The organism is Pseudomonas sp. TR47 (assembly GCF_044143025.1).
GTDB classification, from domain to species: domain Bacteria; phylum Pseudomonadota; class Gammaproteobacteria; order Pseudomonadales; family Pseudomonadaceae; genus Aquipseudomonas; species Aquipseudomonas putida_E.
Genome location: NZ_JBHFCS010000008.1, coordinates 158,897 through 185,572, shown reverse-complemented (window position 1 = coordinate 185,572; position 26,676 = coordinate 158,897). Strand labels below are relative to the sequence as shown.

Annotated in this window: 21 protein-coding genes and 7 tRNA genes; 24 read left to right on the top strand and 4 right to left on the bottom strand. The window is 62.7% G+C overall.

What is annotated here, in order from left to right:
• Positions 1-47 precede the first annotated feature (47 nt).
• The 4 genes from ACEWE8_RS11625 to ACEWE8_RS11610 all read left to right on the top strand — a co-directional run bounded on the left by ACEWE8_RS11625 (position 48) and on the right by ACEWE8_RS11610 (position 3,001).
• A complete protein-coding gene (locus tag ACEWE8_RS11625) occupies positions 48-683 on the top strand; it encodes a TetR/AcrR family transcriptional regulator (protein ID WP_046786550.1) in 636 nt (211 codons plus the stop codon).
• Positions 684-790: 107 nt separating this feature from the next.
• Entirely contained in the window at positions 791-1,759 is a 969-nt protein-coding gene (locus ACEWE8_RS11620; protein ID WP_046786549.1) for a GTP 3',8-cyclase MoaA, read from the top strand.
• A gap of 65 nt (positions 1,760-1,824) precedes the next feature.
• On the top strand, positions 1,825-2,430 hold the full coding sequence (locus tag ACEWE8_RS11615; protein ID WP_046786548.1) for a DUF4823 domain-containing protein: 606 nt from the start codon (positions 1,825-1,827) through the stop codon (positions 2,428-2,430).
• Positions 2,431-2,440: 10 nt separating this feature from the next.
• The gene (locus ACEWE8_RS11610; protein WP_046786547.1) at positions 2,441-3,001 is read left to right on the top strand and encodes a DUF1285 domain-containing protein; all 561 of its coding nucleotides are present in this window, start codon (positions 2,441-2,443) and stop codon (positions 2,999-3,001) included.
• A gap of 61 nt (positions 3,002-3,062) precedes the next feature.
• Here the strand turns inward: ACEWE8_RS11610 and ACEWE8_RS11605 are convergent.
• Together ACEWE8_RS11605 and ACEWE8_RS11600 are read right to left on the bottom strand one after the other, a co-directional pair.
• Positions 3,063-3,138, bottom strand: a tRNA-Asn gene (locus ACEWE8_RS11605).
• A gap of 74 nt (positions 3,139-3,212) precedes the next feature.
• Positions 3,213-4,409: an amino acid aminotransferase gene (locus ACEWE8_RS11600; protein ID WP_039604031.1), complete on the bottom strand. Its 1,197-nt coding sequence runs from the start codon at positions 4,407-4,409 to the stop codon at positions 3,213-3,215.
• Positions 4,410-4,696: 287 nt separating this feature from the next.
• Between ACEWE8_RS11600 and uvrB the strand changes: the two genes are divergently transcribed.
• From uvrB to ACEWE8_RS11535, 13 genes are all read left to right on the top strand, one after another.
• Positions 4,697-6,712: an excinuclease ABC subunit UvrB gene (gene uvrB, locus ACEWE8_RS11595; RefSeq protein ID WP_046786546.1), complete on the top strand. Its 2,016-nt coding sequence runs from the start codon at positions 4,697-4,699 to the stop codon at positions 6,710-6,712.
• A gap of 146 nt (positions 6,713-6,858) precedes the next feature.
• Complete coding sequence (gene gltX / locus ACEWE8_RS11590; RefSeq protein ID WP_046786545.1) at positions 6,859-8,340, top strand: glutamate--tRNA ligase; 1,482 nt, start codon at positions 6,859-6,861, stop codon at positions 8,338-8,340.
• Positions 8,341-8,586: 246 nt separating this feature from the next.
• Positions 8,587-8,662 (top strand) — tRNA-Ala (locus ACEWE8_RS11585).
• 72 nt (positions 8,663-8,734) lie between these two features.
• Positions 8,735-8,810 (top strand) — tRNA-Glu (locus ACEWE8_RS11580).
• A 52-nt stretch (positions 8,811-8,862) separates the two neighbouring features.
• Positions 8,863-8,938 (top strand) — tRNA-Ala (locus ACEWE8_RS11575).
• Positions 8,939-8,980: 42 nt separating this feature from the next.
• Positions 8,981-9,056: transfer RNA gene (locus tag ACEWE8_RS11570), tRNA-Glu, on the top strand.
• Positions 9,057-9,120: 64 nt separating this feature from the next.
• Positions 9,121-9,196: transfer RNA gene (locus ACEWE8_RS11565), tRNA-Ala, on the top strand.
• A 42-nt stretch (positions 9,197-9,238) separates the two neighbouring features.
• Positions 9,239-9,314 (top strand) — tRNA-Glu (locus tag ACEWE8_RS11560).
• Positions 9,315-9,483: 169 nt separating this feature from the next.
• Positions 9,484-10,023: a TetR/AcrR family transcriptional regulator gene (locus ACEWE8_RS11555; RefSeq protein WP_046786544.1), complete on the top strand. Its 540-nt coding sequence runs from the start codon at positions 9,484-9,486 to the stop codon at positions 10,021-10,023.
• A gap of 23 nt (positions 10,024-10,046) precedes the next feature.
• Positions 10,047-10,880: an alpha/beta fold hydrolase gene (locus tag ACEWE8_RS11550; RefSeq protein WP_046786543.1), complete on the top strand. Its 834-nt coding sequence runs from the start codon at positions 10,047-10,049 to the stop codon at positions 10,878-10,880.
• 43 nt (positions 10,881-10,923) lie between these two features.
• A complete protein-coding gene (locus tag ACEWE8_RS11545) occupies positions 10,924-11,358 on the top strand; it encodes a thioesterase family protein (protein ID WP_046786542.1) in 435 nt (144 codons plus the stop codon).
• A 51-nt stretch (positions 11,359-11,409) separates the two neighbouring features.
• Complete coding sequence (locus ACEWE8_RS11540; RefSeq protein WP_046786541.1) at positions 11,410-12,381, top strand: tRNA-dihydrouridine synthase; 972 nt, start codon at positions 11,410-11,412, stop codon at positions 12,379-12,381.
• A 149-nt stretch (positions 12,382-12,530) separates the two neighbouring features.
• Entirely contained in the window at positions 12,531-12,974 is a 444-nt protein-coding gene (locus tag ACEWE8_RS11535; protein WP_012313453.1) for an Hsp20 family protein, read from the top strand.
• A 119-nt stretch (positions 12,975-13,093) separates the two neighbouring features.
• Here ACEWE8_RS11535 and ACEWE8_RS11530 read toward each other — a convergent pair whose 3' ends face one another.
• A complete protein-coding gene (locus ACEWE8_RS11530) occupies positions 13,094-16,390 on the bottom strand; it encodes a PAS domain S-box protein (RefSeq protein ID WP_115275631.1) in 3,297 nt (1,098 codons plus the stop codon).
• Between the two features lie 60 nt (positions 16,391-16,450).
• On the bottom strand, positions 16,451-17,329 hold the full coding sequence (locus tag ACEWE8_RS11525; RefSeq protein WP_046786539.1) for a LysR family transcriptional regulator: 879 nt from the start codon (positions 17,327-17,329) through the stop codon (positions 16,451-16,453).
• Positions 17,330-17,459: 130 nt separating this feature from the next.
• On the opposite strand from ACEWE8_RS11525, the gene leuC reads away from it, so the two are divergent.
• The 7 genes from leuC (at position 17,460) to ACEWE8_RS11490 (ending at position 26,633) form a co-directional block, all read left to right on the top strand.
• On the top strand, positions 17,460-18,893 hold the full coding sequence (gene leuC / locus ACEWE8_RS11520) for a 3-isopropylmalate dehydratase large subunit (protein WP_046786538.1): 1,434 nt from the start codon (positions 17,460-17,462) through the stop codon (positions 18,891-18,893).
• Positions 18,890-19,534 carry a 3-isopropylmalate dehydratase small subunit gene (leuD, locus tag ACEWE8_RS11515; protein ID WP_046786537.1) on the top strand — a complete coding sequence of 215 codons (645 nt, stop codon included), beginning with the start codon at positions 18,890-18,892 and terminating at the stop codon, positions 19,532-19,534. The genes leuC and leuD overlap by 4 nt, the downstream gene beginning before the upstream one ends.
• A 138-nt stretch (positions 19,535-19,672) precedes the next feature.
• Positions 19,673-20,437, top strand: coding sequence for a class I SAM-dependent methyltransferase (locus ACEWE8_RS11510; protein WP_046786536.1), 765 nt, complete (start codon positions 19,673-19,675; stop codon positions 20,435-20,437).
• 54 nt (positions 20,438-20,491) lie between these two features.
• Positions 20,492-21,574 carry a 3-isopropylmalate dehydrogenase gene (gene leuB / locus ACEWE8_RS11505; RefSeq protein WP_046786535.1) on the top strand — a complete coding sequence of 361 codons (1,083 nt, stop codon included), beginning with the start codon at positions 20,492-20,494 and terminating at the stop codon, positions 21,572-21,574.
• A gap of 63 nt (positions 21,575-21,637) precedes the next feature.
• Positions 21,638-22,750: an aspartate-semialdehyde dehydrogenase gene (gene asd / locus ACEWE8_RS11500; RefSeq protein ID WP_046786534.1), complete on the top strand. Its 1,113-nt coding sequence runs from the start codon at positions 21,638-21,640 to the stop codon at positions 22,748-22,750.
• A 141-nt stretch (positions 22,751-22,891) separates the two neighbouring features.
• Positions 22,892-23,896, top strand: coding sequence for an aspartate-semialdehyde dehydrogenase (locus ACEWE8_RS11495; protein WP_046786533.1), 1,005 nt, complete (start codon positions 22,892-22,894; stop codon positions 23,894-23,896).
• 70 nt (positions 23,897-23,966) lie between these two features.
• Positions 23,967-26,633, top strand: coding sequence for a FimV/HubP family polar landmark protein (locus tag ACEWE8_RS11490; protein WP_046786532.1), 2,667 nt, complete (start codon positions 23,967-23,969; stop codon positions 26,631-26,633).
• Positions 26,634-26,676: the final 43 nt, after the last annotated feature.

Below are 26,676 nucleotides of genomic sequence, written 5' to 3'. Positions count from 1 at the left end.
TGCAAGTTAGGCATAATAAACCGCTTCAATGTCATCCAGTCCTTCCCATGCAGAAAGAACCTCGTAAGGTCCGTGAGTTTCGCCGTCGCGAACAGGAAATCCTCGATACTGCGCTCAAGCTGTTTCTCGAACAGGGTGAAGACAGTGTCACCGTCGAGATGATCGCTGACGCTGTAGGTATCGGCAAAGGTACGATCTACAAGCACTTCAAGTCCAAGGCGGAGATCTACCTGCGCCTGATGCTCGACTACGAGCGTGACCTGAATGCGCTGTTGCATTCGGCCGATGTCGACCGCGACAAGGAGGCGCTGTCGCGCGCCTATTTCGAGTTCCGCATGCGCGACCCGCAGCGTTACCGGTTGTTCGATCGCCTGGAAGAAAAGGTGGTCAAGGGCAACCAGGTGCCGGAGATGGTCGAGGAGCTGCACAGCATCCGTGCTTCCAACTTCGATCGGCTGACCCAGCTGATCAAGGGCCGCATCAGCGAAGGCAAGCTCGAAGACGTGCCGCCATACTTCCATTACTGCGCCGCCTGGGCCTTGGTGCACGGTGCCGTGGCGCTCTACCACTCGCCATTCTGGAGCAATGTGCTCGAGGACCAGGAAGGTTTCTTCCAGTTCCTCATGGACATCGGCGTGCGCATGGGCAACAAGCGCAAGCGTGACCCGGAACCCGCGAACTGAAGCGCTCCGTCCCGCTCGGTTGAATCCGGTGTGGAACGGGGGCTTGCAAAAACCTGAATTTTGAGTCAGGTTTTGCCGGCCCCGTTTCATCCATGCCGGAGTCATTCATGATTGTCGATCGTCAAGGCAGGCGTTTTCGCAACCTGCGCGTCAGCCTGACGGCTGCCTGCAACTATGCCTGCAGCTACTGCGTGCCCAACGGCAAACGCCTGGTTGCGGCGCAGGATGAGCTGTCCGCCGAGGCGCTGGCCCGCGGGGTGGCCTATCTGATCGAGGCAGCCGGTATTGAGCGCCTGCGTATTACCGGCGGTGAGCCACTGGTCAGCCCCAGGCTGGATGCTTTTTTGGCTGCAGTGGCCAAGCTCGAGCTCCAGGACATCACCCTGACTACCAATGGTCAGTTGCTCGGGCGCAAGTTGCCGCAGTTGCAGGCGGCCGGCATCCGTCGTCTGAATGTGTCCCTCGATACGCTCGACCCCCAGGCATTTCGGCGCATCGCCCGTGGTGGCGACCTGGCCAGCGTTCTCGCGGGCATGCAGCAGGCCAGTGCCAGGGGCATGCAGATCAAGGTCAACATGGTACCCATGCGTGGGCAGAACCTGGACCAGGTTGTGCCCATGCTCGACTACTGCCTGGCCCGCGGTTTCGAACTGCGTTTCATCGAACTGATGCGCATGGGCCATCTGGCCCGTGATCACAACGCATTCCTGCAGCAGTTTGTGGGGCTCGACCAACTGCTGGATCTGATTGGCCACGCGCATGCTTTTGAGAGGGCCGATGCGCCGCTGGATGCCACTGCGCTGCGTTACCAGGTGCCGGGCAAGGGCCATTTCGGCGTGATCGCCAACGAGAGCGTACCGTTCTGCCGGAGCTGCTCGCGCCTGCGCCTGTCATCTACCGGCTGGCTGCACGGGTGCCTGTCGTCGAGCAACCGTCACTTTGTCGGCGATCTGCTGGAGCAGCCCCGTCATCAGGCGCTCCCAGCCCTGCAGCGGTTGCTGGTCAAGGCGTTGGCCGACAAACAGGCGCTGGCGTTTTCCGGTGACGTGATGGTGATGAAGGTGATTGGCGGCTGATCTGGCGCAAAAGCTGCATCCGCCGGCTATTCGCCGGTTTTTCGTCGCCGGTCACTGGAGGAAAGATGCGTAGCCTGGTCTTGCTGCTGGCGCTTATGGCGCTGGGCGGCTGCATGAATGTCAGCGATATGGGCGAGGGCGTCCGTTACCACATGAGCGATGCCGGCCTGCTGGATCACAGCGACACACGCCGCACGCTGTCGATTCGCCTGCAGCCCGATTCGTTCATCTTCATCGGCCAGGGCGCCTTCATGCCGCCAAGCAAAGGGCCAGTACCGAAGCAGAACGTGGTTGCCGAGGAGGCCTTCAAGAGCTTCGTCGAGTATTTCCCGCTGGTACGGCGCGCCCAGGGCCCGCTGGGCCTCGAAGAGGCCATCGCCGAGGCCCGGTCGGTCGGCGCCGACTATGTGCTGTATACCCGTTTTGCCCGCACCGACGACCGTATCGGCAATGGCAATGAGTGGTATGACGAGCAGGCTGTCGACCGCCTGGGCTGGGACACCGGTGTGGTGCAGATGATGCTGATCGAAACCAGTACCCGCTACCTCATCGACACTGCGCGAATCAAAAGCCGTGGCGGTTTGTTGACGTTCCACGACAATGCTCCGCAGGATTTGCTCGCAGCGCCGATGCGCGAGTACGCTCGTAGCCTTCTGGGCATGAGTGAGTGAGGGCAGGGTGATGACAGATTCCGGCAAGGCCAATGATCTTCTGGCGCAGTTACCCAAGCACAAGGGCCTGCCGCCGGTGCATCTGTGGAATCCGGACTTCTGTGGCGATATCGATATGCGTATTGCCCGTGACGGTACCTGGTACTACCTGGGCACGCCGATCGGGCGCAAGCCGATGGTGCGCTTGTTTTCCACCATCATCCGCCGGGATGGCGACGACTACTTCCTGGTCACGCCGGTAGAGAAAGTGGGTATTCGGGTCGACGATGCGCCGTTCGTTGCCGTTGCGCTGGATGTGCGGGGCACGGGCGAGCAGCAGGTGCTGAGTTTTACCAGCAACGTCGAGGATCAGGTAGAGGCCGGGCCGCGCAATCCGCTGCGGGTAGAGGTTGACCCTGTCACTCAGGAGCCTTCGCCTTATGTGCTGATGCGCAACAATCTAGAGGCGTTGATCCATCGCAATGTGTTCTACCAGTTGGTCGAGCTGGCGGTGCCTCGTGAGATCGATGGCGAGCAATGGCTGGGCGTCTGGAGCCATGGGCAGTTCTATCCCATCGGGCGCAACTGCTGAATACCTCGGCGTAGCAATAAAAAAACCTCCAGTGCGTGCGCATCTGGAGGTTTTTGGTATTTGGCTCCGCGACCTGGACTCGAACCAGGGACCCAATGATTAACAGTCATTTGCTCTACCGACTGAGCTATCGCGGAATCTGCGCATATCTTACCGATTGCCAGGGGCAAGTCAACCCGCCCCCAGCGAATCAGCCAGCCAAATCAAGCAGTTACAGCACTTCCACGATGGCCTTGGTGACCACGTGGATGTTGCTCTGGTTCAGTGCAGCCACGGCGATGCGGCCGGTATCCAGTGCATAGATGCCGAACTCGTTCTTAAGGCGTGCCACTTGCTCTACGGTCAGGCCCGAATAGGAGAACATGCCCGCTTGGCGGCCAACGAAGCTGAAGTCGCGCTTGGCGCCGTATTCGGCCAGCAGTTCGACCATCTGCTTGCGCATGCCGTGGATGCGCTGGCGCATTTCACCCAGCTCGGCTTCCCACATCTGGCGCAGTTCGGCGCTGTTGAGTACGGTGGCAACGATGGTTGCGCCGTGGGTCGGCGGGTTGGAGTAGGTGGTGCGGATCACGCGCTTGACCTGCGACAGCACGCGGGTGCTTTCGTCTTTGTTGCCGGTCACGATCGACAGTGCGCCAACGCGTTCGCCGTACAGCGAGAACGACTTGGAGAACGAGCTGGAAACGAAGAAGTCCAGGCCCGACTCGGCGAACAGGCGCACGGCGAAGGCGTCTTCGCCGATGCCCTCGCCAAAGCCCTGGTAGGCCATGTCGAGGAACGGTACGTGGCCCTTGGCCTTGACCACTTCCAGAACGTTTTTCCAGTCGTCCAGGCCCAGGTCGACGCCTGTCGGGTTGTGGCAGCAGGCGTGCAGGACAATGATCGAGCCAGACGGCAGGTTGTTCAGGTCTTCGAGCATGCCGGCGCGGTTGACGTCGTTGCTCGGGGCGTCGTAGTAGCGGTAGTTCTGTACCGGGAAGCCGGCCGTTTCAAACAGGGCGCGGTGGTTTTCCCAGCTCGGGTCGCTGATGGCGACCACGGCATTGGGCGACAGGCGCTTGAGGAAGTCGGCGCCGATCTTCAGTGCACCGGTACCGCCAACGGCCTGCACGGTAACCACGCGGCCAGCGGCCAGCAGTGGCGACTCGGCGCCGAAGATCAGTTTCTGCACGGCCTGGTCGTAGGTGGCGATGCCGTCGATCGGCAGGTAGCCGCGCGAAGCGTGCTGGGCGGCACGCTGGGTTTCGGCTTCGATCACGGCGCGCAGCAGCGGAATGCGGCCTTCCTCATTGCAGTACACGCCCACACCCAGGTTGACCTTGTCGGTACGGGGATCGGCGTTGAATGCTTCGTTGAGGCCCAGAATGGGGTCGCGGGGTGCCAGCTCGACAGCGGAAAACAGGCTCATTGTTACCTTGGCTCTGAATGGAGAGTGATAGGGCGTACACGCTCCAGCCGAATGCACTGAAGCGGTGCACAAACGGGGAGTCAGTATAGTGATACCGACCGGTCACTGCGACAGTGTGGCGCAGCTTTTCCGGCTATTTGCGCAATTTTTTTTCAACCATTGGTCGAATTGCCCGGTCCACCGCAGTGAGCGTTCACACCGCCGCCTTGAATGTGGCCCCAGGCGGGCGCATTTGGGTATAGACTACTGGCTAAATTTACAGTTGCTGCGTTACCGCGAGGTCCGACATGTCCGAGTTCCAGCTCGTCACCCGTTTTCAGCCGGCCGGCGACCAGCCCGAGGCTATCCGCCAGATGGTAGAGGGCATCGAGGCAGGCCTGTCGCACCAGACCCTGCTCGGTGTGACCGGCTCGGGCAAGACCTTCAGCGTTGCCAACGTCATTGCGCAGGTGCAGCGCCCGACCTTGGTGCTGGCGCCCAACAAGACGCTCGCCGCGCAGTTGTATGGCGAGTTCAAGGCGTTCTTCCCGAACAACGCCGTCGAGTATTTCGTTTCCTATTACGACTATTACCAGCCCGAAGCCTACGTGCCTTCCTCGGACACCTTCATCGAGAAGGACGCTTCGATCAACGATCATATCGAGCAGATGCGGCTGTCTGCGACCAAGGCGCTGCTGGAGCGTCGCGATGCGATCATCGTCACCACGGTTTCGTGCATCTACGGCCTGGGCAGCCCCGAAACCTACCTGAAGATGGTCCTGCACGTCGACCGCGGCGACAAGCTTGACCAGCGCGCGCTGTTGCGCCGCCTGGCCGATCTGCAGTACACGCGCAACGAGATGGACTTTGCCCGTGCCACCTTCCGGGTACGCGGCGACGTCATCGATATCTTCCCGGCCGAATCGGACCTCGAAGCCATCCGCATCGAGCTGTTCGACGACGAGGTGGAGAACATCGCTGCGTTCGACCCGCTCACCGGGGAAGTCTTCCGCAAGTTGCCGCGTTTCACCTTCTACCCCAAGAGCCATTACGTTACCCCGCGGGAAACCCTGCTGGAGGCGGTGGAAGGGATCAAGGACGAGCTCAAGGGCCGCCTCGAGTACCTGCACAAGGCCAACAAGCTGGTCGAAGCCCAGCGCCTGGAGCAGCGTACCCGGTTCGACCTGGAGATGATTCTCGAACTGGGTTACTGCAACGGCATCGAGAACTACTCGCGCTACCTGTCCGGGCGCCCGGCCGGTGCGCCGCCACCCACCCTCTACGACTACCTGCCGGACGATGCGCTGCTGGTGATCGACGAATCCCACGTCAGCGTTCCGCAGGTCGGGGCGATGTACAAGGGCGACCGCTCGCGCAAGGAAACGCTGGTCGAGTACGGCTTTCGCCTGCCATCGGCGCTGGACAACCGGCCGATGCGCTTCGATGAGTGGGAGTCGGTCAGCCCGCAGACCATCTTTGTCTCGGCAACGCCCGGGCCTTACGAAGCCGAGCACGCCGGGCGGGTGGTCGAGCAGGTGGTGCGCCCGACCGGGTTGGTCGACCCGCAGGTCGAGGTGCGTCCGGCGCTGACCCAGGTCGACGACCTGCTGTCGGAAATCCACAAGCGCGTGGCGCTGGGCGAGCGGGTGCTGGCCACCACGTTGACCAAGCGCATGGCTGAGGATCTCTCCGACTACCTGGCCGATCACGATGTGCGGGTGCGCTACCTGCACTCGGACATCGATACCGTGGAACGGGTCGAAATCATCCGTGACCTGCGCCTGGGCACTTTTGATGTATTGGTGGGCATCAACCTGCTGCGCGAGGGCCTGGACATGCCCGAGGTGTCACTGGTGGCGATCCTGGACGCCGACAAGGAAGGGTTCCTGCGCTCCGAGCGCTCGCTCATCCAGACCATCGGGCGTGCCGCGCGCAACCTCAATGGCCGCGCGATTCTCTATGCCGATCAGATAACCGGCTCCATGCAGCGTGCCATCGATGAAACCGAGCGCCGCCGCGAGAAGCAGATCGCTTTCAACCAGGCCAATGGCATCGTGCCCAAGGGCGTGGTCAAGGACATCACCGATATCATGGAAGGCGCCACCGTGCCGGGGTCGCGCAGCAAGAAGCGCAAGGGCATGGCCAAGGCCGCCGAGGAGAGCGCCCGTTACGAGGCCGAACTGCGCACGCCGGGCGAGATCACCAAGCGCATCAAGCAACTGGAAGAGAAAATGATGCAGTTTGCCCGCGACCTGGAATTCGAGGCGGCGGCGCAGTTGCGCGACGAGATTACCAAGCTGCGCGAGCGGTTGATTACCAGTTGAAGCCTGGTTCGGTCCTTGGGGAGCGGCATGATGTTTGGCGGTCTCCAGGCGTCCGATAGCCCAATAACCCACCTCCCGCGCTGGAGCGCGGTGCCCGCACCCTGCTAACATCGTGCCTTTGTTTCATCTTTCGTTCGAGACCCTCCATGACCACCGTACGCACGCGTATCGCGCCATCGCCCACGGGCGACCCCCATGTCGGCACCGCCTACATCGCCCTGTTCAACTACTGCTTCGCCAAGCAGCATGGCGGTGAGTTCATCCTGCGCATCGAGGACACCGACCAGTTGCGCTCGACCCGCGAGTCGGAGCAGCAGATCTTCGACGCCCTGCGCTGGCTTGGCATCGAATGGAACGAAGGCCCGGATGTGGGCGGCCCGCACGGCCCGTACCGGCAGAGCGAGCGCGGCGAGATCTACGCCCAGTACGCCAAGCAACTGGTCGATGCCGGCCATGCGTTCTACTGCTTCTGCACCGCCGAAGAGCTGGAGCAGATGCGCGCCGAGCAGATGGCCCGTGGCGAAACCCCGCGCTACGATGGCCGCGCGTTGCTGTTGAGCGACGAGCAAGTGCAGCGCCGCCTGGCCGCTGGCGAGCCCCATGTGATCCGCATGAAGGTACCGAGCGAAGGTATCTGCGTGGTCCCGGACATGCTCCGTGGCGATGTCGAGATCCCATGGGACCGCATGGACATGCAGGTGCTGATGAAGAACGACGGCCTGCCGACCTACTTCCTGGCCAACGTGGTCGACGACCACCTGATGGGCATCACCCACGTACTGCGCGGTGAAGAGTGGCTGCCATCGGCACCCAAGCTGATCAAGCTGTACGAATACTTCGGTTGGGAGCAGCCCAAGCTGTGCTACATGCCGCTGCTGCGCAACCCGGACAAGAGCAAGCTCTCCAAGCGCAAGAACCCGACCTCGGTGACCTTCTACGAGCGCATGGGCTTCATGCCTGAGGCCATGCTCAACTACCTCGGCCGCATGGGCTGGTCGATGCCGGACGAGCGCGAGAAGTTCTCCCTGGCCGAAATGGTCGAGCACTTCGACCTGTCGCGTATCTCTCTGGGCGGCCCGATCTTCGACATCGAGAAGCTGTCGTGGCTCAACGGCCAGTGGCTGCGCGAACTGCCGGTGGCAGAATTCGCCGCGCGCGTGCAGAAGTGGGCGTTCAACAGCGACTACATGATGAAAATCGCCCCGCACGTGCAGGGGCGGGTCGAAACCTTCAGCCAGGTTGCTCCGCTGGGTGGTTTCTTCTTCGAGGGCGCGCTCAAGCTCGACGCCAAACTGTTCGAAAGCAAGAAGCTCTCCGCCGACCAGGTGCGCCAGGTGATGCAGTTGATCCTGTGGAAACTGGAAAGCCTTCGCCAGTGGGAAAAAGAGCGTATCACCGGCTGCATCCAGGCAGTGGTCGAAGCGCTGGAGCTGAAGCTGCGTGACGCCATGCCGCTGATGTTCGCCGCCATCACCGGCCAGGCCAGCTCGGTGTCGGTGCTCGATGCCATGGAGATCCTCGGCCCTGACCTTACCCGCTATCGCCTGCGCCAAGCCCTGGACCTGCTCGGTGGTGTGTCGAAGAAAGAAAACAAAGAGTGGGAAAAGCTGCTGGCCAACATCGCTTGATGCGGCTTTGACGCGGGGCCATTGCCAGCGGGCTATGCCGCTGGCAATGGTTCAAGTGCTCAAAAGCAGAGTGCGCAAATCAGGGCAGGGTGGTAAGTGGTTGTTATCTGTGAAAAAACTTTTGGATATTTTCAAAATTTCGTTTGACAGCCCTGCAATCCGAACTTAATATGCGCCCCGTCCACAGCGATGAACGAAACGAAGTGCCAGGCACCCAGCCGGTAATTCAGTTCAAAGCGACATTGTGGGGCTATAGCTCAGCTGGGAGAGCGCCTGCATGGCATGCAGGAGGTCAGCGGTTCGATCCCGCTTAGCTCCACCAAATTCCGCTTAACAGCTTCGGCTGGTAAGCAAGACCGGGTCCAGCAACCGGGTCTTGAAGGTAAGAAGGTTCGTCCCCTTCGTCTAGTGGCCTAGGACACCGCCCTTTCACGGCGGTAACAGGGGTTCGAGTCCCCTAGGGGACGCCAGTTTTGCACAAGCGATGTTCAATGCATCGCTGGGCCGAGAGGCTAGAAATCCGGGGCTATAGCTCAGCTGGGAGAGCGCCTGCATGGCATGCAGGAGGTCAGCGGTTCGATCCCGCTTAGCTCCACCAATTTAGCCAGGGTTCGCAGCAGCGAATCTTCGCGAAGGTTACGTCCCCTTCGTCTAGTGGCCTAGGACACCGCCCTTTCACGGCGGTAACAGGGGTTCGAGTCCCCTAGGGGACGCCACTTTACCCGCGTTTTGCGGGACTTAAAGAGGCTCATTCGCATATTGGATGAGCCTTTTGTTTTCGGGGCTATAGCTCAGCTGGGAGAGCGCCTGCATGGCATGCAGGAGGTCAGCGGTTCGATCCCGCTTAGCTCCACCAATTTAGCCAGGGTTCGCAGCAGCGGATCTTCGCGAAGGTTATGTCCCCTTCGTCTAGTGGCCTAGGACACCGCCCTTTCACGGCGGTAACAGGGGTTCGAGTCCCCTAGGGGACGCCATTTTTACCCGCGTTTTGCGGGACTTTAGAGGCTCATTCGATTATTGAATGGGCCTTTTGTTTTTTCCCTCCCTGAAAAATGTGCACCGACAGGCGGTGGTCGATTCTGCTTGCCAAAAAATATTATGAGAATAATATTTCGATCATCATATTCTGATCGTGAGCCAGCCATGAGCGACAAGAAGACCAAGACCCGCGAGCGGATCCTTGAGGCTGCGCGAAGCGCGTTGATCCAGCACGGCCCCGCCGAGCCAAGCGTCAGCCAGGTCATGGGTGCTGCAGGGCTTACCGTGGGAGGCTTCTATGCGCACTTCGACAGCAAGGACGAGCTCATGCTCGAGGCATTTAGCCAGTTGCTCAGCGAGCGCAGGGCCCTGCTGGCTCACGTTGACCCGAGCCTGGACGGGGAAGGGCGGCGGGCGCTGGTGAGCGCGTTCTACCTGTCGCGCAAGCACCGCGATGCGCAGGTGCATGCCTGCCCGCTGCCCAATTCGATCGGCGAGATGCAGCGCCTGCCAGACGTGTTTCGCGAGGTACTGGCCGAGCACATCGAATTGATGACTGCGGCGATGGTTGACCGCCCTGAAGATGCCGACAAGGCCCTGGCTGATCTGGCCCTGATGATAGGCGGCCTGGCCCTGGCGCGTGCCTTGGGCACGGGCGAGCTTTCTGACCGCATCCTGCGTGCCGCCAAATCGGCGGTTATCTAAGCTTCTGACCCTGGAGCAAGGCGATGACTACCCTGAGCTGGATTCGCGGCGTGAATGGCACCCTGGGGCGTCTGGCCCCCGAGCATGTGGCCGGCAAGATGCGCCGGGCCTTCATGACCCCGCGCAACCTGCCGCCAAGGCAGTGGGAGTTGCCATTGCTGGCGAGCGCCGAGCGCATCACCCTGCGCTTCGGGCTGTCGGCATTGCGTTGGGGGCAAGGCCCGACCGTGTTGCTGATGCACGGCTGGGAAGGGCGTGCGACCCAGTTTGCCGCGTTGATCGAAACCCTGGTAAAGGCCGGGCATACCGTGGTCTCTCTGGAGGGGCCGGCCCATGGCTGTTCGCTTGGGCAGCAAGCGCACGTGGTGCTGTTTGCCCGTGCACTGCTGGAGGCTGCCGCCGAACTGCCGCCGTTGCGTGCCGTGATAGGCCATTCCATGGGCGGTGCCAGTGTCTTGCTGGCACTGCAGATGGGGCTCCGGGCCGAGGCTGCGGTGAGTATTGCAGCGCCGGCCCAGCTGCTTGGTGTGCTGCGCGGCTTCGCCCGCCACCTTGGCCTGCCGGCGCGAGCCAGGGCCGCGTTCATCCGCAAGGTCGAACAGGACGTCGGCATGCAGATCAATCGCCTGGATGTCAGTGGTTACCAGTTGGAGCTGCCAGGGCTGGTCGTGCATGCCGCCGATGATGCCTTGGTGCCCGCCGGTGAGGCCGAGATCATCCACAAGGCCTGGTTCGACAGCCGCCTGCTGCGGCTGGAGGAGGGTGGCCACCAGCGCGTGCTCGCCGACCCGCGCGTGAGCGAGGCGGTGCTCGAATTACTGGCGCGTGTCAGTGCGCCCGCCCGGCAAAGCGCTTGAACATCCGATACACTCTGCCCGTTCACTGACATTGGGAGCGGGCATGAGTTGGGACCTGGCAACGCCATTCATCATCGACCTGCGCGTCGGCAGCGAGGACATCGACGGCCTCGGGCACGCCAATAACGCGGTCTACGTCACGTGGCTGGAGCGTTGCGCCTGGCGCCACTCCCAGCGCCTGGGGCTGGACCTGGCCGAATACCGGCGCCTGGACCGGGCCATGGCGGTGGTGCGCCATGAAATCGACTACCTCGCTGCAGCCTACGAAGATGACGAGTTGCAACTGGCAACCTGGATCATCGATTGGGATCAGCGCCTGCGCATGTCCCGGCGCTTCCAGCTCAAGCGCCCGCGTGACGGTGTGACGCTGCTGCGCGCGCAGACCACCTTTGCCTGCATCGAGTTGTCCAGTGGCAAACCCAGGCGCATGCCGGCCGAGTTCATCGACGGGTACGGTCCTGCGCTGATCGGCGCCTGAATACCCGGCATTTTTTGGTAGACTGCCGGCTTTTCCCGCCGAGACCTCGAAATGCAAATTGCCCTGGCCCCTATGGAGGGGCTGGTCGACAACATCCTGCGCGACGTTCTGACCCGAGTGGGCGGCATCGATTGGTGCGTCACCGAGTTCATCCGCGTGTGCGACCGCCTGTTGCCTGCTTCTTCCTTCGACAAGCTCGCACCTGAACTGCGTCAGGGCGCGCGCACGGCTGCCGGTGTACCCATGCGTGTGCAGTTGCTGGGCTCGGACCCCGTCTGCCTGGCCGAAAACGCTGCGCTGGCCTGTGAGCTGGGGGCGCCGGTGATTGACCTTAATTTCGGTTGCCCGGCCAAGACCGTGAACAAGTCACGCGGCGGCGCAGTGCTGCTCAAGGAACCCGAACTGCTGCACGCCATCGTGCGTGAAGTGCGGCGCGCAGTGCCGGCGCACATCCCGGTCACCTCCAAGATGCGCCTTGGCTTCGATACCCCGGACGGTGCGCTCGATTGTGCGACCGCGCTGGCTGAGGGCGGCTCGGCGCACCTGGTGGTACATGCACGCACCAAAGTCGAGGGCTATAAGCCGCCAGCGCATTGGGAGTGGGTGGCGCGGGTGCAGGATGTGGTCAAGGTGCCGGTGTTCGCCAACGGTGAGATCTGGACCGTGGACGACTGGCGGCGTTGCCGCGAGGTGAGCGGCGCCGAGGACATCATGCTCGGGCGGGGGCTGGTGTCGCGGCCGGACCTGGCCTTGCAGATTGCGGCTGCGCGGGACGGGCGTGAGTACCAGCCGATGAGTTGGGAGGCGTTGTTGCCTTTGCTGCGCGAGTTCTGGCGTCAGGCCCAGGCCAAGCTGTCGCCGCGCTACGCACCGGGGCGGATGAAGCAGTGGTTGGCGATGCTGACGCGTAGCTACCCCGAGGCGGTGCTGCTGTTTGCCGAGCTGCGCAGGGAAGATGATTGCCAGCGGATCAGCCGGTTACTGGGCGTTGAAGTGCAGGCATTCGAGGAATGTGTCGCGTGATCAGTTCTGCCTGGGGCCGGTAAAGCCGCCGCAAAATTTTTTGTTTTTGCCCCTTGAAAGCCATCTCCTGAGCCCTATTTATTCAGTACGCGATGCCGAAGCCGGGTCGCGTAGTGACTTTACTTGCTGAATCTCAGGAGTTTATGACCATGACTACCGCTTTCTCTCTTGCACCTCTGTTCCGCCATTCCGTTGGCTTCGACCGTTTCAACGACCTGTTCGAGTCTGCGGCACGTAACGAGGCGGGTAGCAGCTACCCACCCTACAACGTTGAAAAGCATGGCGATGACCACTATCGCATCGTCGTTGCCGCAGCCGGTTTCCAGGAGCAGGACCTCGACCTTCAGGTCGAGAAAGGCGTCCTGACCGTGATCGGCGGCAAACGCGAAAACGGCGCCGCAGAAGTGACCTACCTGCACCAGGGCATCGCCCAGCGCGCGTTCAAGCTGTCGTTCCGCCTGGCGGACCATATCGAGGTCAAATCGGCAGGCCTCGCCAATGGGCTGCTCAGCATTGACTTGCTGCGCATTGTGCCGGAAGAAGCCAAGGCCAAGCGCATCCCGATCAATGGTGACAAACCAGCACTCAACTGAGGCTGGCGGCGTTATCAGGGCTGCTACGCAGCCCATCGCCGGCAAGCCGGCTCCTACCCTGTGGGAGCCGGCTTTCCTGCATTGGGCCGCCTGGCGGCCCCAAATCCCTTTTTCCTTGCTCAGAAATCGGCGGGGGCCTCCAGCAGCATCTGCCGGAACTCCGGTAGCGGCAGCGGCCGGCTGTGCAGGTAACCCTGGTACAGGTGGCACCCCAGCCGCTCCAGAAATTCCAGTTGTTCTGTCAGCTCCACGCCTTCGGCGATCACCGCCAGGTCAAGGCTGCGCGCCATGGCGACGATGGCGCGGACAATCTCGGCGTCGTTGGAGTCTTGCGGGGCGTCGCGCACGAAGGTCTGGTCGATCTTCAGCGCGTCCACCGGCAAGCGCTTGAGGTAGGTCAGCGAGGAATAGCCCGTACCGAAATCATCCATGGCGAAGCTCACCCCATAGCGTTTGAGCTCGCGCATCTTGCTGATGGTGTCTTCCAGGTTCTGGATCACGATGCCCTCGGTGATTTCCAGCTTGAGCATGTGCCGCGGCAGACGGTAGTCGTCCAGGCTGCGCAGCACCCGTTGGACGAAGTCGTTCTGGCGGAACTGCCGGGGGCTGATGTTCACGCACAGGCTGAAATCATCGGCATCGATCAACCCGTCTGCGAGCATGCGCGAACAAGCGTCGCAGGCTTCGTCGAGTATCCAGCTGCCAACTTCCAGGATCAGGCCGCTTTCCTCCAGCACCTGGATGAACTGAGCCGGCGGTTGCTGGCCCAATTGCGGGTGATGCCAGCGCAACAGTACCTCGGCCCCGACAATGCGGTTGTCGCGGGCATCCACCTGGGGCTGAAAGTGCAAGGCCAGCTCGCCCCGTGCCAGGGCCAGGCGCAGGTCGCTTTCCATGCGCAAGCGCTCGCTGGCGGCCTTCTGCATGGTGGTATGGAACAGCTGGGTGGTGTTGCGCCCTGAGTCCTTGGCGCGGTACAGGGCGATGTCGGCGCGTTTGAGCAGGTCGGCGGGGGTGGTGCCGTGGTCGGGGATCAGTGCCACGCCAATGCTTGGGGTTACCTGCAGACGCTGGCCGTCCAGCGACATGGGTTCGGCCAGCAGTTCGCGCAGGGTATCGGCCAGCTCCCGAACCTTGTTCTCCACCGCTTCGCGGCTGCCTTCCAGGCCACTGAGCAGTACCACGAATTCATCACCACCCAGGCGTGCCACCGTGTCTTCCAGGCGCACACTGGCTTCCAGGCGGGCGGTGATGATCTTCAGCACCGTGTCGCCCACCGGGTGGCCGAGGGAGTCGTTGATGTGCTTGAAATGGTCCAGGTCGAGGAACAGCAGGGCGCCGCGCAGGTTGTGCCGGCGCAGCAGGGCGATCTGTTGGCTCAGGCGGTCCATCAGCAAGGCGCGGTTGGGCAGGTTGGTCAGCGGGTCGTGGTAGGCCAGGTGGCGGATCTGTGCCTGGGCATTCTTCAACTGGCTGACATCGCGTGCGGTGAGTAACAGGCAATCGGCCTCGTTGAGGCTGATCGGCTCAACCGATACTTCTACAGTGAGAATGTCGCCACGCTTGTTGCGCCCGAGCATCTCCCGGTGGTGTACCCGGCCACGCTCCTTCAGCTCCACCAGCAACGCGTTGCGCTGCTTGTCGTCGGCCCAGATACCCAGCTCGTAGACGCTGCGGCCGATCACTTCGGCGGTGCTGTAGCCGGTCAGCCGGCAGAAGCCATCGTTGACTTCCACATAGCGACCGCTGTGGCGCTCGGTGATGGTGATGGCGTCCGGGCTGGAGTGAAATGCCTTGGCGAACTTCTCTTCACTGGACTTGAGCGCCGCTTCGGCCCGTTGCTGCTGGGTTATATCGCGCAGGGTCGTGACGCTGCAAGGCTGGTTGTCGACGCTGACCAGCCGGCTGGAAATGACACAGGTCAGTGGTGAGCCGTTGCGGTGGTTGACCACCACGGCGACATTGCTCAGGGCCTGTTCGCGGATAACCCGTTCGATGCGGTGGGCGCGTTCGATCGACTCGGCCCACAGGCCGATCTGTTCGGCGGTGCGGCCGATCACCTGTTCGGCGCTCCAGCCAAAGGTCTGGGTGAAGGCCGGGTTGATCTCGATGAACTGGCCAGTGTCCTGGCGGGTTACGCAGATCGGGTCGGGGCTGACCTGGAAAAGGCTGGCGAACTTCTCTTCCGAGGCGCTAAGGCGCAGTTCGCGCTCGACCTGCTCGGTGATGTCCAGAAGGGTGCCAGCCATGCGCAACGGGTTGCCGTGCTCGTCGCGGTACAGGCGAGCGCGGCTTTCGATGTAGCGTGAAGCGCCGTTTTCCAGTTGCACCCGGTAGGTTATCTGGTAGTTGCCTTCTGGGCCTTCGCGCAGGCTGCGGTAAGCCTGGCGCATGCCATCGCGTTCGTCCTGGGGCACGCCTTCGAAAAATGCGTCGAACGATTCGTGAAAGGGTATCGGGTCCAGCCCGTGCAATTGTGCGGCACGGGCCGAGCCATAGAGCATGCCGCTGGGTATGTGCCAGTCCCAGGTGCCCAGTTGCGCCGAGTCCAGGGCCAGGTCAAGGCGTTCCTGGCTATCCTTGAGCGCTTGCTCGGCGCGTTTGCGTTCGGACGTGTCGACGAAGGTGCTGAGCAGGAACGTCACCCCTTCCAGTTCGATGCCCTGGGCGCACAGGATGCCGTCGTGGATCTTGCCGCTGCTGGCGCGCAACTGCACTTCCAAGATGGCCGGGCCGCCGCTGGCACGGGTCGCATCCAGTACCAGGTGGCGCTGCTCCGGGGTTGCCCAGAGGCCCAGCTCCAGGGTGGTCTTGCCGATCACTTGGTCACCGGGCCAGCCGAACATGTCTTCGAAATGCTGGTTGACTTCAAAAATCATGCCGTCGTGGTGGCGGGTGAGCAGAATTGCGTTGGGGCTCAGGTGGAACAGGGTGGCAAAGCGTTTCTCCGAGTTGATCAGGGCGGTTTCCCGCTCGCGCTGGCGGGTTATCTCGCGGATTACCCCGATCATCTGAGGCCGGCCCTGGCGATCATGGGTCAGGCTGCCGTTGATTTCCAGCCAGTGCAGGCTGCCATCCGGCCAGCGGATGCGATGGCGCATGGCTTTCTCGGCCGGTTCACCGTTGACCACTGCCTGGAACAGTTGGCGTGTGCGGGCGCGATCTTCTTCCGGCAACAGGTCCAGGTAGTCGATGTCGTTGGGCAAGGGGCGCTGCGGATCGAAACCGAACAGTGCCTGGGTGCCGCGCGACCAGCTGACCCGGCCACTGTCGATGTCCCACAGCCAGGCGCCCAGGCGGGCACCATTGAGCGCAGCCAGCAATTGCGGAGCGTTCTGCCAGGCCAGTTCCGACTCCTGGGGGTCGGCCGCAGGGATGCGCGGCAGGCGCGGAAAGCGGTTTGCTGATTTGGGCATGGATACCAGACCTTTGGCGTTTGACGCGTCCCTGGTTGGAAGTGCAGGGCTGACGAACGGTCAGGCGGCCCCTGCGTGACTGTCGAGCAGGGCCATGAAGGCCCGGGCGGCGTTCGATAGCGTTCGCTCGGTATGCAGTATGTAGCCTAGCTGGCGTGACAGCTGTATGCCGGGCAAAGCGATGGGTGCAACCTGCTCGTCGAGCATGGTGCGCGGTAGCACGCTCCAGGCCAGGCCGATCGAGACCATCATCTTGATGGTTTCCAGGTAGTTGGTGCTCATGGCGATGTTCGGGGCCAGGCCCTGGCTTTCGAACAGGCGCTGGACGATGTGGTGGGTGAAGGTATTGCCGCCGGGGAATACCGCCGGATGGCGGGCAACGTCAGCCAGGCTGACCTGGGTATTGCTGGCCAGCGGGTGCTCGGGGGCGGCGACGAAATCCAGCGCGTCGTCCCAGACGGGCATGGCCTTGATCAGGTGATGGGGCTCGGGTGCCAAGGTGATGACCGCTATCTCGGCGCGGCCATGCAGAACCTCGTCATAGGCCGCCTCTGAATCGAGGAACTGGATATCCAGCGCAACGGCCGGGTACTGGCGAGTGAATGCCCGCAGCAGCGGGGGCAGGCGGTGCAGGCCAATGTGATGGCTGGTGGCGAGGGTCAGGCGACCACTCACCTGCCCGGTCAGGTTGGTCAGCGCACGTCGGGTATCATCGAGGACGTTGAGGATCTGATAGGCACGCGGCAGCAGGGCGCGGCCGGCTTCGGTCAGGGTCACCTCGCGACCCAGGCGATCGAACAGGCGCACGTCCAGCTGTTGCTCCAGCCCGGCAATGCGCTTGCTGATGGCCGGTTGGGTCAGGTGCAGGCGTTCGCCGGCACCGGAAAAGCTGCCGGTCTCGGCAATGGCAATGAAGGCGCTGAGGTTGGCCAGGTCCATGGTTCGGATTCCTGATGGTTATGTAAAGCATGAAAATTATGAATTTGAGTTATTCAATCTATCGCCATAGCATCGTCCGTACAAGCCAAGGGGTCTTTGGCATAGAAAGACGCTGATGAGGAACAGTCTGATGGCTGGCAAAACGCTCTACGACAAACTCTGGGAAGCCCATGAGGTCAAGCGCCGTGATGACGGCTCGTCCTTGATCTACATCGACCGCCATATCATTCACGAAGTGACCTCGCCCCAGGCCTTTGAAGGCCTGCGCCTGGCCAACCGCAAGCCGTGGCGCATCGATGCCAACATCGCCACCCCGGACCACAACGTGCCGACCACCCCGGAACGCAAGGGCGGGATCGAGGCCATCGTCGACCAGGTGTCGCGCCTGCAGGTGCAGACCCTCGATGAGAACTGTGACGAATACGGCATCGTCGAATTCAAGATGAATGACGTGCGCCAGGGCATCGTCCATGTCATCAGCCCCGAGCAGGGCGCCACCTTGCCCGGCATGACCGTGGTCTGTGGCGACTCGCACACTTCCACCCACGGCGCCTTCGGAGCCTTGGCCCATGGTATCGGCACCTCCGAGGTCGAGCATGTGCTCGCCACCCAGTGCCTGGTCGCCAAAAAGATGAAGAACATGCTGGTGCGCGTCGAGGGCACATTGCCTGCCGGCGTGACGGCCAAGGACATCGTGCTTGCCGTGATCGGCAAGATCGGTACCGCCGGTGGCAACGGCCACGCCATGGAATTTGCTGGCAGCGCCATCCGCGCCCTGTCCATGGAAGGCCGCATGACCATTTGCAACATGTCGATCGAGGCCGGTGCACGGGTTGGCCTGGTTGCGACCGATGCCACCACCATTGCCTACGTCGAAGGCCGCCCTTATGCGCCCAAAGGCGAGCAGTGGGAGCGTGCGGTCGAGGCGTGGAAAGACCTGGTATCCGATGACGATGCGGTATTCGACACCGTGGTCGAGCTCGATGCAGCGCAAATCAAGCCGCAGGTCAGCTGGGGCACGTCGCCCGAGATGGTCCTGGCCGTCGACCAGCGTGTGCCGGACCCTGCCGCCGAAGCCGATCTGGTCAAGCGTGGCTCGATCGAGCGCGCCCTCAAGTACATGGGCCTGAGCGCCAACCAGGCGATCACCGATATCCAACTGGACCGCGTGTTCATTGGCTCCTGCACTAACTCGCGGATCGAAGACCTGCGCGCCGCAGCCGAAATCGCCAAAGGCCGCAAGGTCGCTGCCACCGTCAAGCAGGCCATCGTCGTGCCGGGTTCGGGCCTGGTCAAGGCCCAGGCCGAGCGTGAAGGCCTGGACAAGATCTTCCTCGAGGCTGGTTTCGAATGGCGTGAGCCAGGCTGCTCGATGTGCCTGGCGATGAACCCGGACCGCCTGGAAAGCGGCGAGCATTGCGCGTCCACGTCCAACCGCAACTTCGAAGGCCGTCAGGGCGCCGGTGGCCGTACCCATCTGGTCAGCCCGGCCATGGCTGCCGCTGCGGCGGTGACTGGCCACTTCATCGATGTTCGCGAGTTGATCCAAGGGAGCGCAGCATGAAAGCCTTTACCCAGCACACCGGCCTCGTCGCGCCGTTGGACCGTGCCAACGTCGACACCGATCAGATCATTCCCAAGCAGTTCCTCAAGTCGATCAAGCGTACCGGCTTCGGCCCCAACCTGTTCGACGAGTGGCGTTACCTGGACGTCGGCCAGCCTTACCAGGACAACAGCAAGCGCCCGCTGAACAAAGAGTTCGTGCTCAACCACGAGCGCTACCAGGGTGCCAGTGTGTTGCTGGCGCGCGAGAACTTCGGCTGCGGTTCGAGCCGTGAGCACGCCCCTTGGGCGCTGGACGAATACGGCTTCCGCAGCGTGATCGCGCCGAGCTTCGCCGACATCTTCTTCAACAACAGCTTCAAGAACGGCTTGTTGCCGATCATTCTGAGCGATGAGGAAGTCGACGAGCTGTTCAAGCAGGTCGAAGCCAACCCTGGCTACCAGTTGACCATCGACCTGCAGGCACAGGCGGTGACCCGTCCGGATGGCAAGGTGCTGCACTTTGAGATCGACGCGTTCCGCAAGCACTGCCTGCTCAATGGCCTGGACGATATCGGCCTGACCTTGCAGGACGGCGAGGCGATCAAGGCGTTTGAAGGCAAACACCGCACCGCACAGCCTTGGCTGTTCCGTGATGCCTGAATGATGTAATCGGGTTTGCTGGCCTCATCGCCGGCAAGCCGGCTTCCACATCGACCCCGCACTGTGCAGTCGCGGTGGGAGCCGGCTTGCCGGCGATAGCGGCCGTAGAGACAACCCAAAATCAAAAGGAATGCGCCCATGACCAGCACCACCCACACCGATGTGGTCCAACGCCAGTTCGGCGAACAGGCCAGTGCCTACCTCAGCAGCGCCGTGCACGCCCAGGGCAGTGAGTTCGCCCTGCTGCAAGCCGAGCTGGCGGGGCAGGGTGCGGCTCGCGTGCTGGACCTGGGTTGTGGTGCCGGTCATGTCAGCTTCCACGTAGCGCCTCTGGTGGCAGAGGTGGTCGCCTACGACCTGTCGCAGTCGATGCTTGACGTGGTTGCCAGCGCCGCCGCCGAGCGCGGCCTGGGCAATATCACCACCGAGCATGGTGCCGCAGAATGTCTGCCGTTCGCCGATGCCTCGTTCGATTACGTCTTCAGCCGCTACTCGGCGCACCACTGGAGCGACCTGGGTGTGGCGTTGCGCGAAGTGCGTCGGGTGTTGAAGCCGGGCGGGGTGGCAGCCTTCATTGACGTGATGTCGCCGGGCAGCCCGTTGCTCGATACCTATTTGCAAACGGTTGAAGTGCTGCGCGACACCAGCCACGTACGCGATTATTCTGCCGCCCAGTGGCAGCGCCAGGTCAGCGAAGCTGGCCTGCATGCCCGCAGCCACACCCGTCAGCGCCTGCGCCTGGAGTGGGCCTCGTGGGTCGAGCGCATGCGCACGCCCGAGCCGCTGCGCGTGGCCATACGCCAGTTGCAGCAAGCCATGGGCGAGGAAGTGCGGCAGTATTACCAGATTGAGGCAGACGGCTCGTTCAGCACCGACGTGATCGTGTTGTGGGCAGAGCGCTGAGTTTTTTACGGTGCGGCCGGGCTGGCCGCACCGCTTGAATGGATAGAGGAAAGCATGAGCAAGCAGATTCTGATTCTCCCAGGTGATGGCATTGGTCCGGAAATCATGGCCGAGGCGGTCAAGGTGCTGGCGCTGGCCAGCGACAAGTTCCAGCTCGGCTTGAGCCTCGAGCACGACGTGATCGGCGGTGCTGCCATCGACAAGCACGGCGTGCCGCTGGCCGACGAGACCCTGGAACGTGCGCGCCAGGCCGATGCCGTTCTGTTGGGCGCTGTGGGCGGGCCGAAGTGGGACAAGATCGAGCGGGACATCCGCCCTGAGCGCGGCCTGCTGAAAATCCGCTCGCAGCTGGGCCTGTTCGCCAACCTGCGCCCGGCCATCCTCTACCCGCAACTGGCCGATGCCTCGTCGCTCAAGCCGGAAATCGTCTCGGGCCTGGACATCCTCATCGTCCGTGAGCTGACCGGCGGCATCTACTTTGGTGCCCCGCGTGGCCAGCGTGAACTCGAAGGCGGCGAGCGTCAGGCCTACGACACCCTCCCGTACAGCGAGAGCGAAGTGCGCCGTATCGCCCGCGTCGGCTTCGACATGGCCCGCGTGCGTGGCAAGAAGCTGTGCTCGGTGGACAAGGCCAACGTCCTGGCCTCCAGCCAACTGTGGCGTGAAGTGGTCGAGGACGTGGCCAAGGACTACCCGGACGTAGAACTGAGCCACATGTATGTAGACAACGCCGCCATGCAACTGGTGCGCGCGCCCAAGCAGTTCGACGTGATGGTGACCGACAACATGTTCGGTGACATCCTGTCGGATGAAGCTTCCATGCTGACCGGTTCGATCGGCATGCTGCCTTCGGCGTCGCTCGATGCCAACAACAAGGGCATGTACGAGCCTTGCCACGGCTCGGCGCCGGACATCGCCGGCCAAGGCATTGCCAACCCGCTGGCGACCATTCTGTCGGTGTCGATGATGCTGCGTTACAGCTTCAACCAGCAGGCCGCAGCCGAGGCCATCGAGCAGGCGGTAAGCCAGGTCCTGGACCAGGGCCTGCGTACCGGTGACATCTGGTCGGCCGGTTGCAGCAAGGTAGGTACGCAGGAAATGGGCGACGCAGTAGTCGCAGCGCTGCGGAATCTGTAATCTCTCTGGCCCGCCACCGTTTTTGGTCGGTGGCGGCCCACTTTTAGCAAAGGTGTAGTTGCGATGAAACGTGTAGGTCTGATCGGTTGGCGCGGCATGGTCGGTTCCGTGCTCATGCAGCGGATGCTGGAGGAGCAGGATTTCGACCTTATCGAGCCGGTGTTCTTCACTACCTCCAATGTCGGTGGCCAGGGCCCGAACGTGGGCAAGGATATTGCTCCGCTCAAGGACGCTTATTCGATTGAAGAACTCAAGACCCTCGACGTGATCCTGACCTGTCAGGGCGGCGACTACACCAACGAGGTCTTCCCCAAGCTGCGTGAAGCCGGCTGGCAGGGGTACTGGATCGATGCTGCCTCGTCGCTGCGCATGCAGGACGATGCGGTGATCGTGCTCGACCCGGTCAACCGCAAGGTGATCGACCAGCAGCTCGATGCCGGCACCAAGAACTACATCGGCGGCAACTGCACCGTCAGCCTGATGCTGATGGGCCTTGGCGGCCTGTTCGAAGCGGGCCTGGTCGAGTGGATGAGCGCCATGACCTACCAGGCGGCGTCCGGTGCCGGTGCGCAGAACATGCGTGAGCTGATCAAGCAGATGGGTGCTACCCACGCGGCAGTTGCCGATGACCTGGCCAACCCGGCCAGCGCCATCCTCGACATCGACCGCAAGGTGGCCGAGGCCATGCGCAGCGAGGCCTACCCGGCCGAGAACTTCGGCGTGCCCCTGGCGGGCAGCCTGATCCCATGGATCGACAAGGAGCTGCCGAACGGCCAGAGCCGTGAAGAGTGGAAGGCCCAGGCCGAAACCAACAAGATCCTCGGCCGCTTCAAGAGCCCGATCCCGGTCGATGGCATCTGCGTGCGCATCGGCGCCATGCGCTGCCACAGCCAGGCACTGACCATCAAGCTGAACAAGGACGTGCCGCTGGCCGATATCGAAGGCATGATCAGCCAGCACAACCCGTGGGTGAAGCTGGTGCCGAACCAGCGCGAGATCAGCATGCAGGAGCTGACCCCGACCAACGTCACCGGTACCCTGAACATTCCGGTGGGCCGTTTGCGCAAGCTGAACATGGGCTCGCAGTATCTGGGCGCGTTCACCGTCGGCGATCAGCTGCTGTGGGGTGCTGCCGAGCCGCTGCGCCGCATGCTGCGGATTCTGCTCGAGCGTTGATCGTTCTGCGTTGAACAGAAAACCCGCGCTGGTGACAGCGCGGGTTTTTTTATGGTGCGCCCCACAGGGCCAGCACAGACAAAACGGTACAATCCGAGTAAAGTGCCGCCCCCCCGCCGTTACAGCAAAAGGATCCTCTCCATGACCCAACCCCTGGACATCGCCGTCGTCGGCGCCACCGGTAGCGTCGGTGAAACCTTGGTACAGATTCTCGAAGAATTGCACTTTCCGGTCGGCACGCTGCACCTGCTGGCCAGCATGGAGTCGGCGGGCAGCAGCGTGATGTTCGCCGGCAAGAAGGTCAAAGTGCGTGAGGTCGACAGTTTCGATTTCACCCAGGTCAAACTGGCCTTCTTCGCCGCCAGCCCGGCCGTCAGCCGTAGCTTTGCCAGCAAGGCCCGTAAGGCCGGCTGCACGGTCATTGACCTGTCTGGCGGCCTGGATGACGCCCTGGCGGTCGTGCCTGAGGCCAACGCCGAGCGCATCGCCAGCCTGGCGCTGCCGGCGTGCATCGCCAGCCCCAGTGCCGCAGCCGTGGCCTTGGCCGTCGCGCTGGCGCCACTGAAGGGGCTGTTGGAGATCGAGCGTGTGCAGGTCATGGCCGCACTCGCGGTGTCTGCCCAGGGCCGGGAGGCTGTCAACGAACTGGCCCGGCAGACCGCCGAATTGCTCAACGCCCGCCCGCTGGAGCCGCGTTTCTTCGATCGCCAGGTGGCGTTCAACCTGCTGGCCCAGGTCGGTGCGGCAGACGAACAGGGCCACACCGCGCTCGAACGCCGCCTGGTTGATGAGCTGCCGGTGCTGTTGGGGCAGCCGGAACTGAAGATTTCCGTGACCTGCGTTCAAGTCCCGGTGTTTTTTGGCGATAGCTTCAGTGTGGCGGTACAGAGCCGTAATCCGGTGGATCTTGTTGCGGTCAATGCCGCGCTGGAGGGTGCCGACAGTGTCGAGCTGGTCGAGCGGGATGATTATCCGACCCCGGTAGGGGACGCAGTAGGGCAAGACGTGGTCTATGTTGGTCGTGTACGCCATGGTGTTGACGAAGACCAGCAGCTCAACCTGTGGCTGACCACCGACAACCTGCGCAAGGGCGCTGCGCTCAACGCCGTGCAGGTGGCGCAATTGTTGATTAAACACATAGCGTAAAAGATACTGGCGAGCACTTTTGTCCCGCACCGCATGCGGTTTCGGGACGATTCATACAAGGGATGAGGTCATGCTTCGAATTCGCAAACTGGTTCTGGCCATGGCGGCAGCGTCGGCGCTGTCATCTGGCATGGCGAATGCCCTGGGGTTGGGTGAGCTGACGCTCAAGTCGGCGCAGAACCAGCCGCTGGACGCCGAGATCGAATTGCTCGATGTGCGCGACCTCACCGCTGCCGAAGTGGCACCAAGCCTGGCGCCGCCGGAAGAGTTCAGCAAGGCCGGGGTGGAGTATCCGGGCTACCTTGAGGACCTGAGCTTTACCCCGGTGATCAACCCCAATGGCAAGAGCGTGCTGCGGGTAACCTCCAGCCAGCCGCTGCCGGGCTCGGTGGTCAAATTTCTGGTCCAGGTGATGTGGCCCCAGGGCCGCCTGCTGCGTGACTACAGTGTGCTGCTCGACCAGGCCAAGGCCCAGGGCGAGCAGCCTGCTGCGGCCAATGTCACCCCGGCAACCAGCAGCGCCGGCAGCTACACCACCAAACGCCGCGATACCCTTTGGCAGATTGCTGCGCGCAATACCCAAAGTGGTGGCTCGGTGCAGCAGACCATGATCGCCATTCAGGCGCTGAACCCGGATGCCTTTATCGGCAACAATATCAACCAGTTGAAGGTTGGCCAGGTGTTGCGCCTGCCCGATCGTCAGCAGGTCCAGAGCATCCCCCAGGCCGAGGCCAATCGCGAAGTGGCCGAACAGTACGCCGCCTGGCGTGAGGGCCGGCGCCTCGGCCCCCGCGCCAGGCAGTTGGACGCCACCCGTCGCGGCGCTGCCGATGCGGCGCCGGAACGTATCGCCCAGGGCGACAACCTGCGCCTGGTCAGCCCAGGCAACCAGCCTGGCGCTGGCGATGCCAAGGCGCTCAACGACAAGCTGGCCGTGGCCCAGGAGAGCCTGGACACCAGCCGTCGTGACAATGAAGAACTCAAGAGCCGGATGAGCGACCTGCAGAGCCAGCTGGACAAGCTGCAGCGCCTGATTCAGCTCAAGAACGACCAGCTGGCACGCCTGGAGGCACAGGGTGCTGCCGGGGAGCCGGCATCGGCCGCCGCCTTGCCTGGTGAATCGGCCCCGGCGCAGCCTGCAGGCAACGCCCAGGTACCGCCCGCCGAGCCCGTCGTGGCACCGGCGCCGGCTGCCGTCGACACCGCGCCTGGCTCTGCCCCGGCTGGCGAGGATGCCCCAGCCGCCCAGCAGCCGGGCGCGCTGGATGAGATGCTGGGGAATCCGTTGGTGCTGGGCCTGATCGCAGGTTCCGCATTCCTCGTGCTGCTGTTGCTGCTGTTGCTGCTCGCGCGCCGACGCAAAGCCCAGCAGGAGGCCGAAAAGCACCTGCGTATGGCGCGGGCACTGGCCGAGGAGGGCGAGCGTAACCCCGACCTCGACCTGCCTTCGAGCAGCTTCGATGAGCTGGAAGTGTCGGCGCCTGGCGTAACCCTGTCGCCGGCGGTGGTAGCGGCTTCGGCTGCTGCAGCCGTTGCGGCGGAAAAACCCGTAGCCCCAGCCCCCGTTGCCGCGCCATCACCGGCACAGGACCCGAATGCCGAGCTGTTGGCTGAGGTCGAGCAGAGCCTGGCCAGCGGCCGTCTGAACCATGCGGCCGACCTGTTGGAGACGGCCGTCGCTGCGCAACCGGAGCATGATGGCCTGCGGTTGAAGCTGATGGAGGTTTATGCGCGCCAGGGTGACCACAGCGCATTCGTGGAGCAGGAGCGCAAGCTGCCGGGCAGCGAAGAAAATATCGCGCAGGTCAGTCAGCTCAAGGAGCATTACCCGGCCATGCTCGGCATCGCCGCAGCGGGGCTGGGGGCTGCGGCGCTGGCTGCCGAACTGGATGAGCAGTATGTGCAGGATCTGTTGCAGGATGAGCCGCAGCCGCCTGCAGAGGTCGATGCCGAGCCTGAACCTGAACCTGAACCTGAACCTGAGCCGCAAGCCGAGGCCGATGCTCAAGCGCCTGCCCTTGATGACAATGGTCTGGACAGTGCCTTCGACCTTGACCTGGGTGACGATCTGCCCCTGAGCGACCTTGAACCGCCGATGCTCGATGAAGCGGCCTTGACGGATCTGCAGGTAAATGACGAGCCGCTCGCCGCCGCTGATCCTGCCGTGCAGGAAGCAGATGCCGATGCCGACTTCGAAGCCTTGCTGGCGCAGGCTCAGGCCGAACCGCAGAGCGTCGATGATCTGGCGGACTTCGACCTGGACATGGGTGAGCCGAGCGTTGCCGAACCGGTCGAGGAAGAGCCGGTCGACGTTGCTGCCGAACTGGCGGCTTTCGATTCCATCCCTGAGTTCGACCCGATTTCCGAGCTGGAGCTGCCGGAAGACTTCGACCTGTCGCTGTCGCTGGATGACCAGTCACCGGCTGCCAAGAGCTTTGCTTCGGAGCTGAGCGACGTCAACGCCGAACTGGACAAGCTCTCGCAGAATCTCGAGTCGCCGTCGCTGGCGCCGCACTTCACCGCTGCCGATGCTGCCCAGGAGCCGGAACCTTTGGACGACCTGGACTTCGATTTCTTCTCCGGCAGCGACGAAGTGGCCACCAAGCTCGATCTGGCACGTGCCTATATCGACATGGGCGACCATCAGGGTGCGCGCGACATCCTCGATGAAGTGGTCAAGGATGGCGACGACACCCAACGTCAGGAAGCCGAAGACATGCTGTCCCGGCTGGTCTGAAGGCCTCACCTGCAGCGTAAAACCAACGGCAGCCCAACAAGGC